The sequence below is a fragment of the Pseudomonas sp. NFACC43 genome (assembly GCF_900119645.1).
In the GTDB taxonomy this organism is placed as follows: Bacteria; Pseudomonadota; Gammaproteobacteria; order Pseudomonadales; family Pseudomonadaceae; genus Aquipseudomonas.
This window is the reverse complement of sequence record NZ_FPKK01000005.1, coordinates 1-18,778: the sequence shown is the minus strand read 5'-3', so window position 1 is coordinate 18,778 and position 18,778 is coordinate 1. Positions and strand designations below refer to the sequence as shown.

The 18,778-nt window shown below is 67.3% G+C and carries 7 protein-coding genes; 4 read left to right on the top strand and 3 right to left on the bottom strand.

Annotated features, from left to right (window positions below):
• The first annotated feature begins 201 nt into the window (after window positions 1-201).
• Both BT179_RS10535 and BT179_RS10530 read left to right on the top strand, forming a co-directional pair.
• The gene (locus BT179_RS10535; RefSeq protein ID WP_072430985.1) at window positions 202-1,440 is read left to right on the top strand and encodes an OprD family porin; all 1,239 of its coding nucleotides are present in this window, start codon (window positions 202-204) and stop codon (window positions 1,438-1,440) included.
• Between the two features lie 194 nt (window positions 1,441-1,634).
• Window positions 1,635-3,689, top strand: a complete 2,055-nt coding sequence (locus BT179_RS10530) for a 2Fe-2S iron-sulfur cluster-binding protein (RefSeq protein WP_072430984.1) — start codon at window positions 1,635-1,637, stop codon at window positions 3,687-3,689.
• A 24-nt stretch (window positions 3,690-3,713) separates the two neighbouring features.
• Here BT179_RS10530 and BT179_RS10525 read toward each other — a convergent pair whose 3' ends face one another.
• Entirely contained in the window at window positions 3,714-4,619 is a 906-nt protein-coding gene (locus BT179_RS10525) for an AraC family transcriptional regulator (protein ID WP_072391667.1), read from the bottom strand.
• Between the two features lie 109 nt (window positions 4,620-4,728).
• On the opposite strand from BT179_RS10525, the gene BT179_RS10520 reads away from it, so the two are divergent.
• On the top strand, window positions 4,729-5,070 hold the full coding sequence (locus BT179_RS10520; protein ID WP_072391670.1) for a carboxymuconolactone decarboxylase family protein: 342 nt from the start codon (window positions 4,729-4,731) through the stop codon (window positions 5,068-5,070).
• A 218-nt stretch (window positions 5,071-5,288) separates the two neighbouring features.
• Window positions 5,289-5,486: a hypothetical protein gene (locus BT179_RS10515; RefSeq protein WP_072391673.1), complete on the top strand. Its 198-nt coding sequence runs from the start codon at window positions 5,289-5,291 to the stop codon at window positions 5,484-5,486.
• A gap of 35 nt (window positions 5,487-5,521) precedes the next feature.
• Here BT179_RS10515 and BT179_RS10510 read toward each other — a convergent pair whose 3' ends face one another.
• Window positions 5,522-6,844: an MFS transporter gene (locus BT179_RS10510; protein ID WP_072391676.1), complete on the bottom strand. Its 1,323-nt coding sequence runs from the start codon at window positions 6,842-6,844 to the stop codon at window positions 5,522-5,524.
• Window positions 6,828-18,770, bottom strand: a complete 11,943-nt coding sequence (locus BT179_RS10505) for a non-ribosomal peptide synthetase (protein ID WP_256343836.1) — start codon at window positions 18,768-18,770, stop codon at window positions 6,828-6,830. The genes BT179_RS10510 and BT179_RS10505 overlap by 17 nt, the downstream gene beginning before the upstream one ends.
• Window positions 18,771-18,778: the final 8 nt, after the last annotated feature.

The window sequence follows — 18,778 nt, the reverse complement described above, 5'->3', positions numbered from 1 at the left end:
CGGCGCCAGGCAGGCATCAAATTTTCTTATGTCCGATCCGGCTTTTTTCCCGTTTGACGCCTGCAAACCACCCCGCGAAGAATCCGCCCCACGACGCAGCCCACTGCGCCGAGTCCCAGAACCACGTCTTCACACAACAATAACGAGGCGCGCGCAAACGCACCCCGAGCGGGTTCGCTCGCGCCGATAAAGGGAGCACGCATGCGCTATTGCAGATTCATTCCACTTCACCTTCCCATCGGCACCGTGCTGGGCCTGAACCTGATGGGCGTGCCGACCGCCCATGCCGATTTTCTCGCCGACAGCAAGGGCACCCTGGAAGCCCGCAACTTCTACTTCAACCGCGATTTCCGCCAGGAAGGTGCACGGGACAAGGCCGAGGAATGGGCGCAAGGCTTTTTGCTGCGCATCGAGTCAGGCTATACCGCCGGCACCCTGGGGTTCGGCCTGGACGCCCTGGGCATGGCCGGTTTCAAGCTGGACTCAGGTGGTGGCACGGCCGGTACCAATCTGCTGCCTGCCGACTCGTCGGGCGGTTCCCAGGACCGCTATGGCGAACTGGGCGTGAGCGCCAAGGTGCGTCTGTCCAACATCACCCTCAAGCTGGGTACGCTGCAAATCAAGGATCCGGTGGTCAACTCCAACGACACCCGCCTGCTACCGGGGACGTTCAAGGGCGGCCAAGTGAACGTGCAGGAAATCGACCGGCTGAAACTGACCGGTGGACAGCTCACCCGGATCAACTTCGTCGATTCCACCGATTACCAGGACTTGACCGCCAACCGTATCGGCGGCACCAGCGACCGGTTCCAGTTCGCCGGGGCGGACTATCAGTTCCTGGCGAACCTCACGGCGCAGTATCGCTATGGGAAGCTGGAGGACATCTATCGCCAGAACTACCTCGGCTTCGTCCATACCCTGGACCTGGGGGCAGGCCAGGCGCTCAAGAGCGACGTGCGCTATTCGCGCAGCACCGAAGACGGCAGTTTCCGCGACCTCGACAACCAGGCATTCGGGGCGCTGTTCACCTACAGCCTCGGTGCGCATGCGCTGGGCCTGGGCTACCAGCGCATGAGCGGTGACGATCCGTTTCCGTATATCAGCCGCAGCGACCCTTACCTGGTCAACTTCGTCCAGATCGGTGACTTCGCCAACGTCGACGAGCGCTCCTGGCAGGCTCGCTACGACTACAACTTCGCCGGCCTTGGTGTGCCTGGACTGACGTTCATGACGCGCTACATCAGTGGCGACAACGTACAACGCGCCGCACCGGGCGAGGGTCGCGAGTGGGAGCGCAACACGGACATCGCCTATGTGGTGCAGGACGGCACGCTCAAGGGGTTGGGCTTGAAGTGGCGCAACGCCTCGGTACGCTCGAACTTCGGCAACGACCTGGACGAGAACCGCTTGATCGTCAGCTATACGATGACGCTCTGGTAGGCCATGGCTGCCTGCGATGGCGCGGCTTCCCGAGCGGCGCTATTGCATTTCATGAAAGGGTGGATTGCGGTTCGTGCGTATTCCGCCGTGCCCGCGAACGGCAGAAGATGAGCCCACGACAACGGGCACCTCTGCATGAGGCGCGAACCCACCCACACCGCAGCGGGCATCCCTGCGGCCGCGAGGACAGACCCATGGACAACGCCTCGAAATCAACCGTCTCCCCCTGGCACGAAGGTGAACTGACCCTGCAACGCTCCGTCGGCGCAGTGGAAATGATGGTCGGGGTCGGCCAGCGGCAGATGTCCCGGACATGGATGCCGGACCAGCATCGGGAGTTCTATGCCCAACTGCCTTTCGTCGTGCTCGGTGCGGTGGATCCCCAAGGCGATGCGTGGGCCACCCTGCGCACGGGGCAACCGGGCTTCATGCACTCACCCGATCCGCAGATACTGCACATCGACCTCACCCCGCAACCGGAAGATCCGGCCCAGGCCGGGCTGAACGAGGGCGACGCCATCGGCCTGCTGGGCATCGAGTTGCACACTCGCCGACGCAACCGCATGAACGGCACCATCGCCCGTCGTCGCGACCGCGGCGTGGACATCACGGTTCGCCAGGCCTATGGCAATTGCCCGCGCTACATCAACCTGCGCCAGTATTCCTTTGTCGATGAGCGGCCCTCGGCGGCCCTCGAACTGACGGTGGCGGATCCGGCGGTGCGCACCCTGGTCACGTCAGCCGATTCGTTCCATGTCGCCACCTATGTCGAGCGCGACGGCGAACGCCAGGTCGATGTTTCCCACCGCGGCGGCAAACCCGGTTTCGTGCACATGGATGAAGCCGGGACCCTGACCATTCCGGATTTCTCCGGCAACCTGTTTTTCAACACACTGGGCAATATCCTGGTCAATCCGCGCGCGGGGCTGGTGTTCATCGATTTCTCCACCGGTGACCTTTTGCAAATGAGCGGGACCGCCGAGGTCCTGCTGGATGCGCCCGAGATCGCCGCGTTCCAGGGCGCCGAGCGGCTGTGGCGCTTCACGCCGCAGCGCGTTGTCCTGCGCCGGGCGGCCATCGCGCTGCGCTGGAAAGAGCAGGCCGACGGTGACTCGCCCAACTCGCTGATGACCGGCAGCTGGGAACAGGCCAATGAGCGTCTGCAGGCCGAGGCCTTGCGTACCCGCTGGCGCGCATTGCAGGTCGCCCGGGTGGTGGACGAGAGCCACAACATCCGCTCGTTCTACCTGCAAGCCACCGACGGTGTCGGCTTGCCCCGTTTCGAGGCCGGCCAGCACCTGCCCGTGCGGGTCGGGCTGGATGGGCAGGATGCCCCGGTGATCCGGACCTATAGCGTTTCCAGCGCGCCTTCGGATGATTTCCTGCGCATCAGCGTCAAGCGCGACGGGTCGGTGTCCTCCCATCTGCATGACCGGATCCAGGTCGGCGATGCCCTTGAAGCCCGGGCACCGCAGGGGCACTTCACCGTCCAGCCAGGCGAACGGCGGCCCCTGGTGCTGTTGGCGGCGGGCGTCGGTGTGACGCCGCTGCTGTCGATGCTGCGCGAGGTGGTCTACCAGGGGCTGCGCATCAATCGGATGCGCCCGGTCTGGGTGGTACAAAGCGCCCGTTCGGTGGCCGACCTGGCCTTTCGTGAGGAAATCGACGCACTGGCGGCCCGGGCCGGCGGCAAGGTGCGGGTATTGCGCATGGTCAGCCAACCGCCCAGTGGGGGCGAGGCCGGCAAGGGCTACGACGCACAGGGCCGGATCGATATCGAACTGCTCAAGCAACTGCTGCCCCTCGACGACTACGACTACTACCTGTGCGGTCCCGGCAGCTTTACCCAGGCCCTGTATGACGGCTTGCGGGGGTTGCGTATCCCGGACGACCGGATCCACGCCGAAACCTTCGGTCCTTCCACCCTGGTGCGGGACGTCGAGATCAGTACTCCGGCGGCGCAGCAAGTGCCGGTGGCGAGTGAGCCGGTCAAGGTGTTGTTCGCCACTTCGGCCAAGGAAGGCCGCTGGGAACCCGGAAGCGGAACGCTCCTGGAACTGGCGGAGGCACGGGGCCTGAGCCCGGAATTCAGTTGCCGGGGCGGTTCCTGCGGCACCTGTAAGACCCGCATGACCCGTGGCCAAGTGCATTACCTGAACACGCCGGCCATGCCGCTGGCAGACGATGAAGTACTGATCTGCTGTGCGGTACCGGCCCAGGGCAGCGAGACGCTGGTGCTGGAGGTGTGAAGGGACTGTCCCTCTCGGAGTCCATCAGATTGCGCGGCGCACCTTCCCGGGCGCCTCGCCATAGATCTCCTTGAACTTCTTGCTGAACGCCGCCTGGGACTGATAGCCGACCTGCTGGGCAATGTCGCTCAAACCGAGGTGCGATTGACTCAGCAGGCTGAACGCCAGCTCCATTCGCAACTGGGTCAGCAGTACCCATGGCGAAACACCCGCCACCCGCACGAATGCCCGCATGAACGATGCCCGGGACATGCTGGCCATCTCGGCCAGGTCCTGGATCGCCCATTCATGGGCCGGGTCGTCCAGCATTGCCCGCCAGGCCTTGCCCAGGCGCTTGTCCCCCAGCAAGGCCAGTGAACCGGCGTCCGGCCCCCGGCTTGCCAGGTGCGCCCGCAAAATCAGGGTGAACAATGCCTGGGAAAGCGCATCCAGCAAAAAACGCGCCCCCGCCTGATCCCCGTCCGCTTCTGCGCGAATGACGTCTACCAGCGCCGGCAACGCTCCGTTGGCCGGCAAGGCGGCGCTGGGAATCACCAGGTAATCGGGCAGGGCGGCGAACAGCAGCGACGCGCGGTTGAAATGAAAGCCGCCGCAAATCATGTCCAGGTCCGGGCTGGCACGACCAATGCGGTGTATCGGTAATACGCCGCCCAGGACGGTCTCAGGCACCGTTGGCGCGACGGTCCTGCCGGGGCTGTGCATGACGTGCCGGCTGCCCCGGGGCAACAGCAGGATGTCGCCGGCGCGCATGGGCAATCGCTGGCCATCGGGGAACTCCACCCGGCATTCCCCCGCCAGGACAATGTGATACGGCGCCTTGCCCAGGGCTTGCGGCCCATGCTCCAGTGCCCAGTCGCCCTGGAACTGGCAACGCAGGTCCAGGCTGCCGCGGACGTTGGCCAGGCTGATGAGTTTATCGATTGCATTCATTTGAGAGCTTCGCGAAAAAAACTGAGCGGATCGAACAAAACCGGTTCGCGTGGTGATGAAAAACTGAGCACGTCGAAACAGTACACCAACCTGCTCAGGAGTTAACACGATGTTCAATGACTGGTCCCAATTGCTGCCCACCATCAAGAAATCCTTTGGCGCGCTGGGCAAAAGCAATCCGAAAATGGCCAAGGCCTACATGGCACTCGGCGAAGCGGCGGCTGAAAATGATGTGCTCGATGCCCGGACGCGAGAGTTGATCTCCATCGCGGTCGCCGTCACCACCCGCTGCGACGGCTGTATCGCGACCCATACGCAAGCGGCGATCAAGGCCGGCGCCAGCCGGGAAGAAGTGGCCGCCGCACTGGCCACCGCGATATCCCTCAACGCCGGCGCTGCGTACATCTACTCGCTGCATTCCCTGGAGGCGTTCGACGCTTTGAAGAACTAGTCGATTGCCGCGCACACCAGGCCCCGGGCACTTCAAGGTCCCGGGGCTTTTCATGACAGGGCGGCGCCTGATGCAAGCAAGCCGTCATTGTTGCATCCGCTGCAATCGAGTCATGCCGTTGCTGGTCATTCTCCAACGGCGGCCCAAGGTTCAGACTGCGATCAAGCAATGGCCGGGTGAGGCGTTGCGGTTTCTCCACCCGCCAGGAGGTCCACCCCATGTACGACACAAACGATTGCTACGCCTCGACGTCCTGGACGGATGCGCCGCAAAGGACGCAGGGCGAATATGAAAGCGGCTACCTGCTGCCCCAACTGATGGGTGCCCTGGCGCGGGAGTCCGCCAGCATGGACAGGTGCGATGTGCCCCGACGCGGTGCTATCTCCCCGGAGGCCGAGCGGCCCTGGGCTCCATAGAGTTTTTGTACAGAGCCTGGACGGGGCCGGCACACTCATCCGCTGCCGACAACGGCCGGGCGAGGCTCTGTCCACCCGGGTTCCAGCCGACGCAGCGGCGTGGTGGCCAGGCCGAGGCTGGCGAGCAGCACATACAGCAGGCCCGCCACAGCGAACAGCAGGCTCAGGCCGCCCGCCTTGCCGGTGCCCATCGCCAGGGTGAGCCTGGCCTGCATGTCGCCGGCTTCGCTCATCCAGGGAATCGCCCAGTGGTCCGCCAGCGCGCCAGCCCCCAGGGCACCCATCGGCATCGCCAGCAGGCAGACCATCTGCCGTGCGGACAACACCCGACCCAGCAGGGCTCCGGGCAGGCTGCGCTGCCAGAAGCTCTGGTCACTGCTGGTACTCAGCGAGAAGCACCCGAACGCCACGAAGGCCGCCACGTAGAGGACCGCCGGAGAAGTGCTGGTGCCGATGCTCAGGACACTGGCGCCGAGCAACAGGTCGGCCACCAGGACCGTGCGGATCAGCCGCACCGGCGGGCGCATGACCACCCACAATGAACCACCGAGCATGCCCAGCCCGCCGCAGGTCATCAGCGTGCCCAATACCAGTACCGAATGACGCTCCAGGACCAGGGGCGACAGCAGGGCCGAGGCCAGGCCGAGCATCAGGTGCTCCAGGCCCAGGTAGGCCAGCAGTACCCCCAGTGCCGGGCGCGTACGCAGTACCATCAGGACCGCGGGCAATCCGTCTGTGACCAGGGCGCCTGCCTGGCGGCTGGCGCGTACGGGGGGGGCGACCACGGCGAGCCAGCCCAGCACACCTGCGCAGAACAGTACGGTCCCCAGGTCCAGCAATAACACGCCGGGCACTCCCACGCGGGTCAGCAACAGCGCCGCCAGGGTCGGGGCGATCAGTTGCGGCAAGCCGACCATCAGTTGCATCAGGCCGTTGGCCCGGCCGATCGCCTTCGGGCTGCTCAGGATCCGCGGGATCGCCGCCTGACAGACCAGCATGCGCGCCACTTGCCCACTCGAGTTGATCGCCGCGAAGGTGTACACCTGCCAGCGCTCCAGTGCGTCGTGTTCGAACAGCCACCAGAGGATGAGCGCCGCCAGGCCGCCGCAGACCTCGACACCCAGCAGCAGCGCCCGCGCCTCGCAGCGATCCACCAGCCAACCGGCCAATGGGGCCAGGAACAGGCCGGGCAGGGCCGACAGCGCAATGACCCAGGCGTAGTCGGTGACACTGGCATGCTGCTGCAGCAACCAGATACCCAGACTGAACGCCGCCAGCGCCGCCCCCAGGGTCGAGGCGACCTGGCCGCCCCACGCCCACAGCCAGGGCCGCATCGCCGGTTCAACCCTCATGAGCATGGGATTTCTCCAGGGCGGGCCAGTAGCGACGCAGGTGTTCGGCCAAGGTCGACGCCGCCCCCGTCTTGAGGATGGACAGGTGGTCGCAATCTGCAAGCACATGGCGTCGGCAGTCCGCAGCGAATGCCTCCCAGCCGGGCTCGGCTGGACCTGGTTCGACGCGAGCTTTTGCGGCGCTGAACAGCACCACCGGGCCGGTGTAGGCCGGTGCCGGTCGATAGTCCGTCGCCAGGTTGGCCTGGAAGACTCGCAACGGCCCGCGCAAGGCTTCGGGACGAGCCTGCGTCGGCATCAGGCCGACGGCTTGCATGCGCGCCAGCAATTGGGCGCATTGCTCGTCCGTTTCCAGGCTTGCCAGGGTGTCGATGTCCAGGTTCAGGTCGCGCCCGGTGTCCATCTCCAGCAACGCCACATACCGGCCCAGGGCCGCGCGCCGATCCCTGGCCATGCGCGAACCTGGCGGGCGGCTGTCGATCAACATCACCGGTGCCACCGCTGCCCCTTCGAGTTGCAATTGACGGGCGACCTCAAAAGCCAGCCAGCCGCCGAAGGAATGGCCCAGCAGGTAGTAGGGACCCTGGGGGACTCGGGCACGGATCTCGCGGACATAGGCGCTCGCCGCGGCCTGTACCGAGGCATGGGGCTCGCGCCGGCCATCGGAACCGCGGGCCTGCAACCCGATCACGGTCAAGTGCGGGCCCAGGTGCCGGACCAGGGGCACGAAACTGGCGACGTTGGCGCCGGCCCCCGGGATCATGAAGAGGCAAGGCGCATGCGCAGCGCCGGTCTGCAGCACCAGGCTGGCACGCACGCCGGCCGTTTGCGCAGGCTGCCCCTCGGTCTGCGCCAGGACCTGCTCCAAGGCCTGGGCCAACTGCCGCAGGTGCTCGGGGTCGCGCATGATGGACCAGTGGTCGCCTTCGACGCGCCGATCTATCAGGTCGACCCCCAGCAGCGCACGCCAGTCGGCGGCCAGGTCCCTCGGGTCGGCCCCCGGATGCCCCGACGCGGCCCGGAACAAATGCACGGGCAGGCCCAGGGGCGCCGGCCGGTAGCGAACCATGGCGTTGCGCAGGTTCAGGTTGAGGCGTGCCCGACGGGTCAGTTCCTCACGGTCGAAGCCCGATGGCAGCCAGCCCCGGGCCTGGGCCGAGGCGATGAGCGCATCCAGGTCGAGCCCGGTGTGCCACGCAGCCTGGCCGCTAGCGTCTTCACCGCTCCAATGCTGTGCCAGGTAGCCGATCAGTTGCTGACGCAGGCCGGCTTCATCGAACGTCAGTGCCAACGGCGCGGCGCGCAAGGCGCCCGGCTCGCTGCTGTCGATCAGCCCGAGGAAGGCCACGGGGCAATCCTCGCCCAGCAACTGGCGAGCCATTTCATAAGCCAGCACGCCGCCTGCCGACCAGCCCGCCAAACGGTACGGGCCTTGGGGTTGGACACTGCGCAGCAGGTCGATGTAGCGGCGGGCGAGGCTCACGTTGTCGATGCCATCCTCCAGTTCGGCGGCCGCCTGCACGGCGTAGAGGCCCAACTCCGGATCCAGGTGCCGTGCCAGCCTGGCATAGGGCAGCGCTTCGCCAGTGCCTTCATGGATGAAAAACAGCGGTGCCCGCTCCGGCGAGCCGGCACGAATGCACAGCAGCCCCTGGGCGGTTGCGCGGGAGGTCTCCGGGGTGACCACCTGTCGGGCCAGCGCGGCTAGGTTTTCGGCACTCAACAAGGCCCCCACGGCCACGTCCATGCCCTGTTCGCGCAGGCCATCGAGCAGTTGCACCAGCAGCAACGAATGGCCGCCGAGGGCAAAGAAATTGTCGTCCCGGCCGATCTGTTCCACGCCCAGCAATCGCGACCAGAGTTGCGCCAGGCGTAGCTCCGTGGCGCCTTGTGGCGCAGCATAGGGCTGCCGTTGCAGGGCTTGCCGGTCGGGCGCCGGCAAGGCGCGGCGGTCGAGCTTGCCGTTGGCGGTCAGTGGCCACTGCGGTAGCTGGACATAGGCACCGGGCAGCATGTGGGCCGGTAACTGCTCGGCGAGTGCCGCGCGCAATTGCCCGGGTTCCAGGTGCTGGCCTGGTTCGGCCAGCAGGTAGGCGACCAGGCGCGGGTCGCCGGGTTCGTCCTGGCGGGCCAGGACCGCCGCCGAGCGCACGCCATCCAAGCCCGCGAGCCGCGCTTCGATTTCCCCCAGTTCGATGCGGAAACCGCGCACCTTGACCTGCTGGTCGTTGCGGCCCAGGTACTGGAGCACGCCGTCGGCGGTCCAGCGTGCCAGGTCTCCGGTCTTGTACAGGCGCTCGCCGTGGCCGCCGGCAAAGCGCGCCGGCTGGAAACGCTCGGCATCGAGGACTGCCCGATTCAGGTAGCCACGCGCCAGGCCTGGCCCGGCGATGTGCAATTCGCCCACCACGCCCCGGGGCACCAGCTCGCCCTCGGCGTCGAGCAGGTAGACGCGCAGGTCCGGGATCGGCCGGCCAATGGGCACCAGCCCGGCGTCGGTGGCGCAGAGCGCGGGTTCGATCAACTGGTAGGTGACGTGCACGCAGGTCTCGGTGATGCCGTACATGTTCACCAGGCGTGTGGCCTGGCTGTCCGGCCGGTCGAACCACGGCCTCAAGGCCGCGCCGTCCAGGGCTTCGCCACCGAAGATCACGTAGCGAAGGCGGTGGGGCTCGCCGCCCGTGTGTTTCATCCAGGCGTAGAACGCGCTGGGGGTCTGGTTGAGCACGGTGACGCCGGTTTCCACCACCAGGCGGTAGAAATCCTCCGGGCTGCGGGATGTCAGGTAGGGCACCACCACCAGGCGGCCGCCATGCAGCAGCGCACCCCAGATTTCCCAGACCGAGAAATCGAAGGCGAAGGAGTGGAACAGCGTCCAGACGTCCCGGTCGTTGAAGCCGAACCAGGCGTCGGTGGCGCTGAACAGCCGCAGCACCGCGCGATGTTCGATCATCACGCCCTTGGGTTCGCCGGTGGAACCCGAGGTGTAGATGATATAGGCCAGGTCCGTGTCGCTGGCCCGGGGATCGCTTGCCGGGTTCGCCCCAGGCAGATGGCTCCAGCCACCGGCGTCCGGGTCCAGCGAAACGGTGACGCACGATGCCGGAGCCCGCACTGTTGCCGGCAGTGCTTCGAGGGCCAGGAGCACCCGCGGCGCGCCGTCGTCGAGCATGAAATTCAGGCGCTGCGCCGGATAGACCGGATCCAGGGGCACATAGGCGCCTCCGGCCTTGAGGGTGGCGAGGATGCCGACCAAAAGGTCGAGACCCCGCTCGGCCAGGATCGCCACGCGGTCATCCGGGCCCACGCCCAGCTCGCGCAGGCGATGGGCCAGGCGATTGGCCCGTTCGTTGAGCGCCCGGTAGCTCAAGCTCTGCGTCCCGAACTGAACCGCCACCGCGTCGCCACGGCTAGCCACCTGGGCCTCGAAGCGCTGGTGCAGGCGCTCACCGACCGGCGCCGGCAAGCCGGGCGGCGGCGGATTGAAGCCGTGCAGCAACTGGTCGCGCTCGGCCTGGCTGAGCAGGTCGATGCCGGCCACGGGTTGCCGATCGTCGTCCACCATCGCCCGCAATACCGCCAGCAACGCATGCCAGTGACGGTCCACGGTATCGGCATCGAACAGGGCGGTGGCGTAGTTGAATCCGCCCTCGATGGCGTCGCCCACTTCATGGACATCCAGGGCCAGGTCGAACTTGGCCGTGCTGACCGGCGCGCCGACGCTGTGCAACTGCAGGCCATTGCCCAGGTCCAGGTTGCCCTGGGGAGCGTTCTGCCAGGCCAGCATCAATTGGAAAATGGCGTTGTGGGCCAGTGAGCGAGGCGGGTTGAGTACTTCGATGACCTGTTCGAACGGTATGTCCTGGTGCTCCTGGGCGGCCAACGCCAGGCCCTTGACCTGGGCCAGCAACGTGTCCACCCGGGGCGCTTCGTCCAGGTCGATGCGCAGGGCCTGGAAGTTCACGAAGAAGCCGATCATCGATTCGAGCTCGACCCGGTTGCGATTGGCCACGGGCGAGCCGATGACCACCTCCGATTGTCCCGAGAATCGGCTGACCACCACGGCCCAGGCCGCCAACAAAGTCATGTACAGGGTCGTGCCATGGCGCCGTCCGAGGGCCTTGAGCGCCTGGGTCAGTCCGGGCTCGATGCGCACCGGCAGGCTGGCCCCGGCGTAGTCCTGCCGGGCCGGACGAGGGCGGTCGGTGGGCAGGGTGACGCAAGTCGGCGCGCCGCTCAGGTGTCGTGTCCAATAGGTGCGTTGGCGTTGCAGTTCGTCTGCTTGCAGCCATTGGCGTTGCCACAGCGTGTAGTCGCCATACTGGCGGGCCAGGGGCGGCAGGGGATCGCCCCGGCCCTGGCTGAAGGCCTGGTAAAGACCGGAGAACTCCTCGGTGAGCACGCCCATGGACCAGCCGTCCGAGACCAGGTGGTGCACGGTCACCAGCAGGACATGGTCATCGGCGCCCAGGCGTAACAGGCGGGCGCGGATCGGCCACTGGCTCGTCAGGTCGAACGGCTGATTGGCCTGCTCGGCGCACAGCGCTTGCCAGTCCGCCGCGCCGGGCACGCTCAGGTCGACGACCTCCAGGGCCAGCGAGCGTGGCGGGTCGATCACCTGACGCGCCTGGCCGGCGAGGCTCACGAACCGGGTCCGCAGGCTTTCATGACGGGCGACGATACGATCCAGGGCACGACGCAACGCCTCGATATCCAGTTCGCCACGCAGCCGCAAGCCTGCCGGCATGTTGAAGGCTGCCGTCGAATCCGGATTGAGCTGTTGGATCAGCCAGAGGTTCTGTTGAGCGAACGACAGGGGCAAGGGCTGGCTGCGGTCGGCCTCCTGCAAGGGGCCCAGGCGACTGTGCCCGGCGTCCTGCAGCACGCTGGCCAGGGCGTGCAAGCTCGGTTGGGCGAAGACCGCCGACAGCGGCACTTCCAGGCCCAGCCGGTGACGCACTTGAGCCAGCAATCGCAGGGCCAGCAAGGAGTGTCCGCCCAAGGCGAAGAAGTCGTCCTGGCGGCCGATGGGCTCGACCCCCAGCAGTTCGCTCCAGATCGCCGCCAGGGTGGTCTCCAGTTCGCCTTGGGGCGGGCTGTACTCGGTCTGCGCAAACGCCTCGGGAGCCGGTGCCGGCAGGCGCTGCCGATCGACCTTGCCATTGCCGGTCTGCGGCAGTGCCTGCAGCTGTACGAAGGCGCTGGGCAGCATGTATTCGGGCAAGCGTTCGCTCAGCTGGCTGCGCAAGGCCAGGGGCGACAGTGGCTCGGTGGCGCTGAAGTAGGCGATCAGACGCGGATGGCCCCCGTCCCCCGCCAGCATCACCACCACCGATTCGCGCACACCGGGTACCTGGTCGAGGCGGCTTTCCACCTCCGTCAGTTCGACGCGATAGCCACGGATCTTCACTTGCGAGTCGTTGCGTCCCAGGTATTGCAGCGTACCTTCGGCGGTCCAGCGCGCCAGGTCGCCGGTCTTGTAGAGACGCGCGCCAGGGGCGGCATCGAACGGATGGGCGATGAAGCGCTCGGCGGTCAGGTCCGGCCGATTCAGGTAGCCCTGGGCCAGGGCCACGCCGGCGACGTGCAGTTCGCCGGCGACGCCTTGGGGGACCCAGTGGCCGTTGGCATCGAGCAGGCACACCTGGGTGTTGGCGATGGGGCGCCCGATCGCCGGCACGTCTGCCCACTGCTCGGGGGCGTCGGGCAGGGTGTGCGTACACACCACGTGGGTTTCGGTCGGGCCGTAGTGGTTGTGCAGCCGCGCGCGCGGGTGGCGCTTGAACAGCTCGCGCAACGGGCCGGTGATGCGCAACGCTTCGCCGGCGACCACCACATCGCGCAGGGCGGGCAGTTCCACGGGGTCGCTGGCCCAATTGTCGGCCAGGCCCGCCAGGGCGATATAGGGCAGGAACAGCCGCTCGATGCGCTCCTGGGCAAGCCAGTGCGGCAACGCCGCGAGATCCAGGCGCTGGGCTTCTTCCAGCAGCACCAGGGTACCGCCGCTGCCCAGGGTCGAGAAGATTTCCTGGAACGCGACATCGAACCCCAAGGCGGCGAATTGCAGGGTCCGGGCCGGCCCGGGCAGCGCCTGTGCGGCTTGCCAGGCCAACAGGTTGCTCAGGGCCAGGTGACCCATGGCCACGCCCTTGGGCAATCCGGTGGAGCCGGAGGTGTACATGACGTAGGCCAGGTCCGAAAGGGACGGTTGTCCAAGTGGCGGCGCGGCAAGGGCCTGGTCCGCCGTAGCCGCCAGTCGAACCGACAGCGGCGTGCACGTGTCGCCGACTCGCAGCCCTTCGACACGCTGGTCATCCCACAGCAGCAGGCACGGCTGGCAATCCTCGACGATGCCCTGGCGACGAGCCAGGGGCTGACTGGGATCGAGCGGCACATAGGCCGACCCGGTCTTGAGCGTGGCAACCACTGCCAGCACCATCTCCAGGCTGCGCGGCAGGTGGATGGCCACCCGCTGGCCGGTGCCGGCCCCTTGTTCGATCATCCGCCAGGCCAGGTGATTGGCCTGACGGTCGAGCTCGGCGTAGCTCAGCCCGCGCCCATGCAACTCGACCGCGATAGCGTCGGGCTGCTCCAGTGCCCTGCGTTCGAACGGTTCATGCACCCAGCCCGCCTGGGGGAACGGGGTCGGGGCCGGGTTGAGCTGGTGCAGCAGGCGCTCACGCTCCTGTGCATCCACCAGGGACAGGTGCGCCAGCGGCTGCCGATCGTCGGCGCACAACTGGCGCAGCACGTTGACCAGGTAACCCCAGTGCCGTTGCAGGCTGTCGGCATCGAACAGCGCGGTGGCGTAGTTGAGCCCGCCGACGATGCACCCTTGGGCTTCGTAGAGTTCCAGGGACACGTCGAACGGCGCGGTGGTCTGCTCGGCAGCCAAGGGCGCGAGGCTCAGCCCGTCGAGGTCGAGGGCGCCGCGGGGCGCGTTCTGCCAGGCGAACATCAGTTGGAATACCGGGCTGTGGGCCAGGGAACGCGGCGGGTTGAGGGCTTCGACCACCTGTTCGAAAGGTACGTCCTGGTGGGCCTGGGCCTGCAACGCATGCTGGCGCACCTGGGCCAGCAACTGGCCGACGTCCGGCTGTCCGCCCAGGTCGATACACAGCGCCTGGGTGTTGACGAAGAAGCCGATCAATGGCTCGACTTCACTGCGGGTGCGGTTGGCCACCGGCGTGCCGATCACCACGCGTTCCTGTCCGGCGAGGCGCCCGATCACGATCGCCCAGGCCGCCAGCAGCGTCATGTACAGCGACGTGCCATGGCGGCGGCTCAAGGCCTTGAGCGCGGCGCTCAACGGCGCGTCCAGCGCCACGGCCAGGCGTGCCCCGGAGAAATCCTGGCGCGGCGGCCGTGGCCGATCGCTGGGCAGGTCCAACCGTTGCGGTGCGTCGCGCAGATGCTCCAGCCAATAGGCCAGTTGCTCGGCGTGGCGCTCGCCCACCAGCCATTCCCGCTGCCAGGCGGAATAGTCGGCGTACTGGATCGCCAGGGCCGGCAGTGGATCCGGCGCACCTTGGCGAAACGCCCGGTACAACAGCGACAGTTCGTCGATCAGCACGCCGATGGACCAGCCGTCGGCAACGATGTGGTGCAGGGTCACTTGCAACACATGACTGCCGGGGTTCTGGCTCGCCAGCAACACTCGCAGCAAGGGGCCTTCGTCCAGGGCGAACGGCTGCGCCGCATCGCTCGCCAGGACCGCCTGCAGATCGCTCGCTTCCGGCTCCAGGCGCGAGAAGCTCCAGCGCGGCTGCGGGTCGACGACTTGCCTCACTTCGCCGTCCTGCTCGATGAAGCGCGTGCGCAGTACGGCGTGGCGCTCGACGATGCGGGTCAGGGCGTTGCGCAGGGCGACTTCGTCCAGTTCGCCGTCCAGGCGCAGGGCACCACTGATGTGGTACGCGGCGCTCGCCTGGGCGTCCAGGCGGGCGATGAACCAAAGGCGCTGCTGGGCAAAGGACAGGGGCCGGACGGCCGCTTCCGGCAGCACGGCGATCGGTGCCAGCGCGGAGCGTGAGGCGCTGCCCATGAGAGTGGCCAGTTCGGCCACGGTGGGGTGGGCATACAAGGTGGCCAGGGACAACTCCAGGCCCAGGCGTTGGCGCACCCGGGATACCCATTGCACCGCCAGCAGCGAATGTCCGCCCAATTCGAAGAAGTTGTCGTGGCGACCGACCCGGGCGACGGCCAAAAGGTCGCACCAGATCTCGGCCATGAGCGTTTCCTGTTCCCCCCGCGGCGCCTCGTAGGCCTGGACGGCCCAGGCTTCTTCCCCAGGTGCCGGCAGGGCCGCGCGGTCGAGCTTGCCGTTGGGGGTCAGGGGCAGGGCATCCAGGGGCACGATCAGCGCCGGCACCATGTACCCCGGCAGACGGCTCGCCAGGGCGTCGCGCAAGGCGCCGGGCACCAGCGGCGCGCTGTCCTCGGCCGCGACGGCATAAGCCACCAGGGCCGGTTCGCGAGCGCCGCGCCGGACCGCCAGCACGGCGGCGGCCGCCACCTGAGGCAGGGCGAGCAGGGCGGCTTCGATTTCCCCCAGTTCGATGCGGAAGCCGCGAATCTTGACCTGGAAGTCGTTGCGCCCCAGGTAATGGAGCTGGCCGTCGGCGTCCCAGAAGCCCAGGTCGCCGGTGCGGTACAGGCGAGCCGCCGGATCGTCGCTGAACGGATCGGCCAGGAAGCGCTCGCGGGTCAGTTCCGGTCGGCGATGGTAGCCGCGCCCGACACCTGCGCCGCCGATGTACAGCTCTCCCATCACGCCGATCGGCAGCGGTTGCAAGGCCTCGTCCAGGACATGCACCTGGGTGTTGTCGATGGGCCGGCCAATGTGCGGGACGAAACCCTGTTCGCGGTCCATCGACACCCAGGTCGAGTAGACCGTGGTTTCGGTGGGGCCATAGAGGTTATTGACCCGACGCACCTCGCTGTCGGCGAACAGCCGTTCCACCAGGTGGCGCGGCAGGGCTTCGCCGGCCAGGTTGAGGGTTTGCAGCGAAGCCGGCAGGGCATCGGCCCGCAGCAACGCGTCGGCAGCCGACGGCACGGTGTTGAGCAGGCTCAACGCCGGGCGCCGTTCAAGCAGGGCAAGGGCGTCGTCCACCAGTTCCAGCACGCCACCGCAGGATAACGGCACGAAGCATTCGAACACCGACAGGTCGAAGTTGATGGAGGTGCTGAACAGGCTGTGTTCCAGGGTCTGAGGGTCGAAGCTGCGCAAGGCCCAGTCGAGGAAGTTGCGGGCGTTACCGTGCTCGATCATCACCCCCTTGGGTTGGCCGGTGGAGCCGGAGGTGTAGATCATGTAGGCCAGGTGGCGGGACTCCAATGCCGGTGCCTCCAATGCCGGTGCCAACGCTGCGGCGTCCGTCTCGTCGCTGCGCAGTGCGCGGTCCACATCGAGGCGCTGGCAGTCAGCGGCAAGGACAAGGTCCAGTGGCGCATCGCTCATGGTCAGTATCGCCACCGGCGCGCTGTCATCGAGCATGTAGGCCAGGCGTTGCGCGGGATAGGCCGGGTCCAGGGGCACATAGGCGCCGCCGGCCTTGAGCACGGCGAGCAGCGCGACGATCAGTTCCGGGCTGCGTCGCAGGTGGATGCCGACCCGAGCGTCGGGGCCTACCCCCAGCGCCCGCAGGTGCCGGGCCAGGCGAGTGGCCTGCTGATCGAGTTGCCCATAGCTGAGCACGCGCGCGTCGCAGCGCACCGCGTCGGCCGCGGGAGTGAGACGCGCCTGGGCTTCGAAGCGTTCGTGCAGCAAGGCCCGTTCCGGCCGCGGGCGCTGCGTGGCATTGAAACGCGCCAGCCGCAGGTGTTCTTGTGCCGGCAGGACATTCAGGGTCCGGGCGAGCCGTTGCGGGCTGTTTTCCAGGGCATCCACCAGGCTGGCGAGGGCCTGGTGCATGAAGTCCCAGGCTCGCTGAGCACCCACTGCCCCGGCGATCTGTGCGGTCACGCTGAAACCTTCGCCGAGGTCGTCCACGGAAAACGTGAAGGGATAATTGGTGCGTTCGGCGGTGCTCAGCACGCGCATGCCTTCGACACTCTGGTGGGGCGTGTCTTGCAGGCTGTAGCGGAAATTCAGCAGCGCGGAAAAGAGCGGGGTCCCCGCCGGCACGCCACTGCAGCGTTGGGCCAGGGCCAGGGCCGCATGTTCGTGTTCGAGCAAGGCCATCAGCGCCTGGTGGGTGTGCTGCAGGCTGTCGCCGATCGGGCTGTTCGCCAAGTCGATGCGCAGGGGCAGGGTATTGATGAACACCCCCAGCGCCTGGTCGGCCCCCGGCACGCCTTGCAAGCGACCCAGCAAGACCGTGCCGAACACCACGTCGGCGCGTCCGGTGGCTTTGCCCAGCACCAGGGCCATGGCCAGGTGGAACAGGCTGGCGGCGCTCACTTGGTGGCGTCGCGCCGCCTGGCGCAGGGCCCGCGCCAGTTCCGGTTCCAATGTCCCGCGGGCCTCGTCGAGGGCGCCGGTATTCTGAACGTCGAGCAGGCCGAACGGTGCCGTGGGTTCGCTGACGTCGGCCAGCATGCGCTGGAAAAAAGCCTGCTGCCGGTCGGTGTCCTGGCCACGTCGAGCGTTGGCCACGAAATGGCGGAACGGTACCGGCTCACGCAGCTGCGCTGCCTGGCCCTGCTGGATCAGGACGATCTCCTCGACCATGCGTTCCAGCGTGGTGTGGTCCAGCACCAGATGGTGGTGCAGTACCTGCAGTAACCAGCGTTGCTCCCGGGCGTCGAATGCCTTCACCACCCGCAGCAGAGGCGCCTGGCGGATGTCCAGGCGCCGGGTGCGGGCGTCGGTGTGGGCCAGCAGTTGGGTGAGCGCATCGGCTTCGGTGATGCGCAGGACCTCGATGGGCAACGGCGCCTCGCGCCAGACCACCTGCACCGGCTCGTCGAGGCCCTCCCAGGCCAGGGCGGTCCGCAGGATGTCGTGGCGGGCGATGACTTGCTGCAGTGCCAGGCAGAACCCATCCAGCCGCGCCTCGTCGGTGAACGCCAGGGTGGTGTGCAGCAGGTAGGTATCGCCTTGGTCCTGGAGCAGGTAATGAAAGAACAGGCCCTCTTGCAGGGGAGCCATCGGATAGATGTCCTGCACGTTGGCCGCGCCGCCTTCGACATTGGCGACGATACGGTCGATCTGCGCCTGGGTCAGGTCCACCAAGGGCAGCATTTCAGGTGTGATGCGGGTGCAGCCCGGGGCAATGGCGGTGCCCGCCGAAACGGGGGCCTGGTCAGAAGCTTGCGGGCGTTGCGCCAGGGCGACGGCCAGCGCGGCGACATTGGGCGTGGCGAACAAGGTGCGCACGTCGAGGGACCAGCCTTGCGTACGCAGTTGCTCCACCATCTGCACGGCCAGCAGGGAGTGACCGCCCAGGGCAAAGAAATTGTCCTGGCGACCGACACGCGGTACGCCCAGGACCTGGGCCCAGAGCTCGGCCAGGCGGGTTTCCACCGGTCCCTGCGGCGCGTCGTAGCGGTGCAGGGCGAAGTGAGCTTCTCCCGGCTCGGGCAAGGCGCGACGGTCCAGCTTGCCGTTGGCGGTGAGGCTGAACGCGTCCACCTGGACGAACGCGGCGGGCAGCATGTAGTCCGGGAGCACCGCGGCCAACCGGGCGCGCAATTCGCTGGGGTCCTGGGCGCTGGTGGCGGTGAAGTAGGCCAGCAGGCGCTGCTGGGCGTCGGCCAGCACCACCGCTTCGGTCACGGATGGCAAGGCCTTGAGCTGCGCCTCGATCTCCCCCAGCTCGATCCGGAAACCGCGGATCTTGACCTGGAAGTCGTTGCGCCCCAGGAACAGCAACACGCCGTCGGCGCGCCAGCGGGCCAGGTCGCCGGTGCGGTACAACCGCGCGCCCGGCGTCGGGTCGAAGGGATGGGGCACGAAGCGCTGTTCGCTCAACCGCGGCTGGTTCAGGTAACCCA

What these genes read in the sequence shown, in the direction of transcription:
- BT179_RS10535 (WP_072430985.1), top strand. Translation starts at nt 202, where the DNA reads ATGCGCTATTGCAGATTCATTCCACTTCACCTTCCCATCGGCACCGTG.
- BT179_RS10530 (WP_072430984.1), top strand. Translation starts at nt 1,635, where the DNA reads ATGGACAACGCCTCGAAATCAACCGTCTCCCCCTGGCACGAAGGTGAA.
- BT179_RS10525 (WP_072391667.1), bottom strand. Translation starts at nt 4,619, where the DNA reads ATGAATGCAATCGATAAACTCATCAGCCTGGCCAACGTCCGCGGCAGC.
- BT179_RS10520 (WP_072391670.1), top strand. Translation starts at nt 4,729, where the DNA reads ATGTTCAATGACTGGTCCCAATTGCTGCCCACCATCAAGAAATCCTTT.
- BT179_RS10515 (WP_072391673.1), top strand. Translation starts at nt 5,289, where the DNA reads ATGTACGACACAAACGATTGCTACGCCTCGACGTCCTGGACGGATGCG.
- BT179_RS10510 (WP_072391676.1), bottom strand. Translation starts at nt 6,844, where the DNA reads ATGCTCATGAGGGTTGAACCGGCGATGCGGCCCTGGCTGTGGGCGTGG.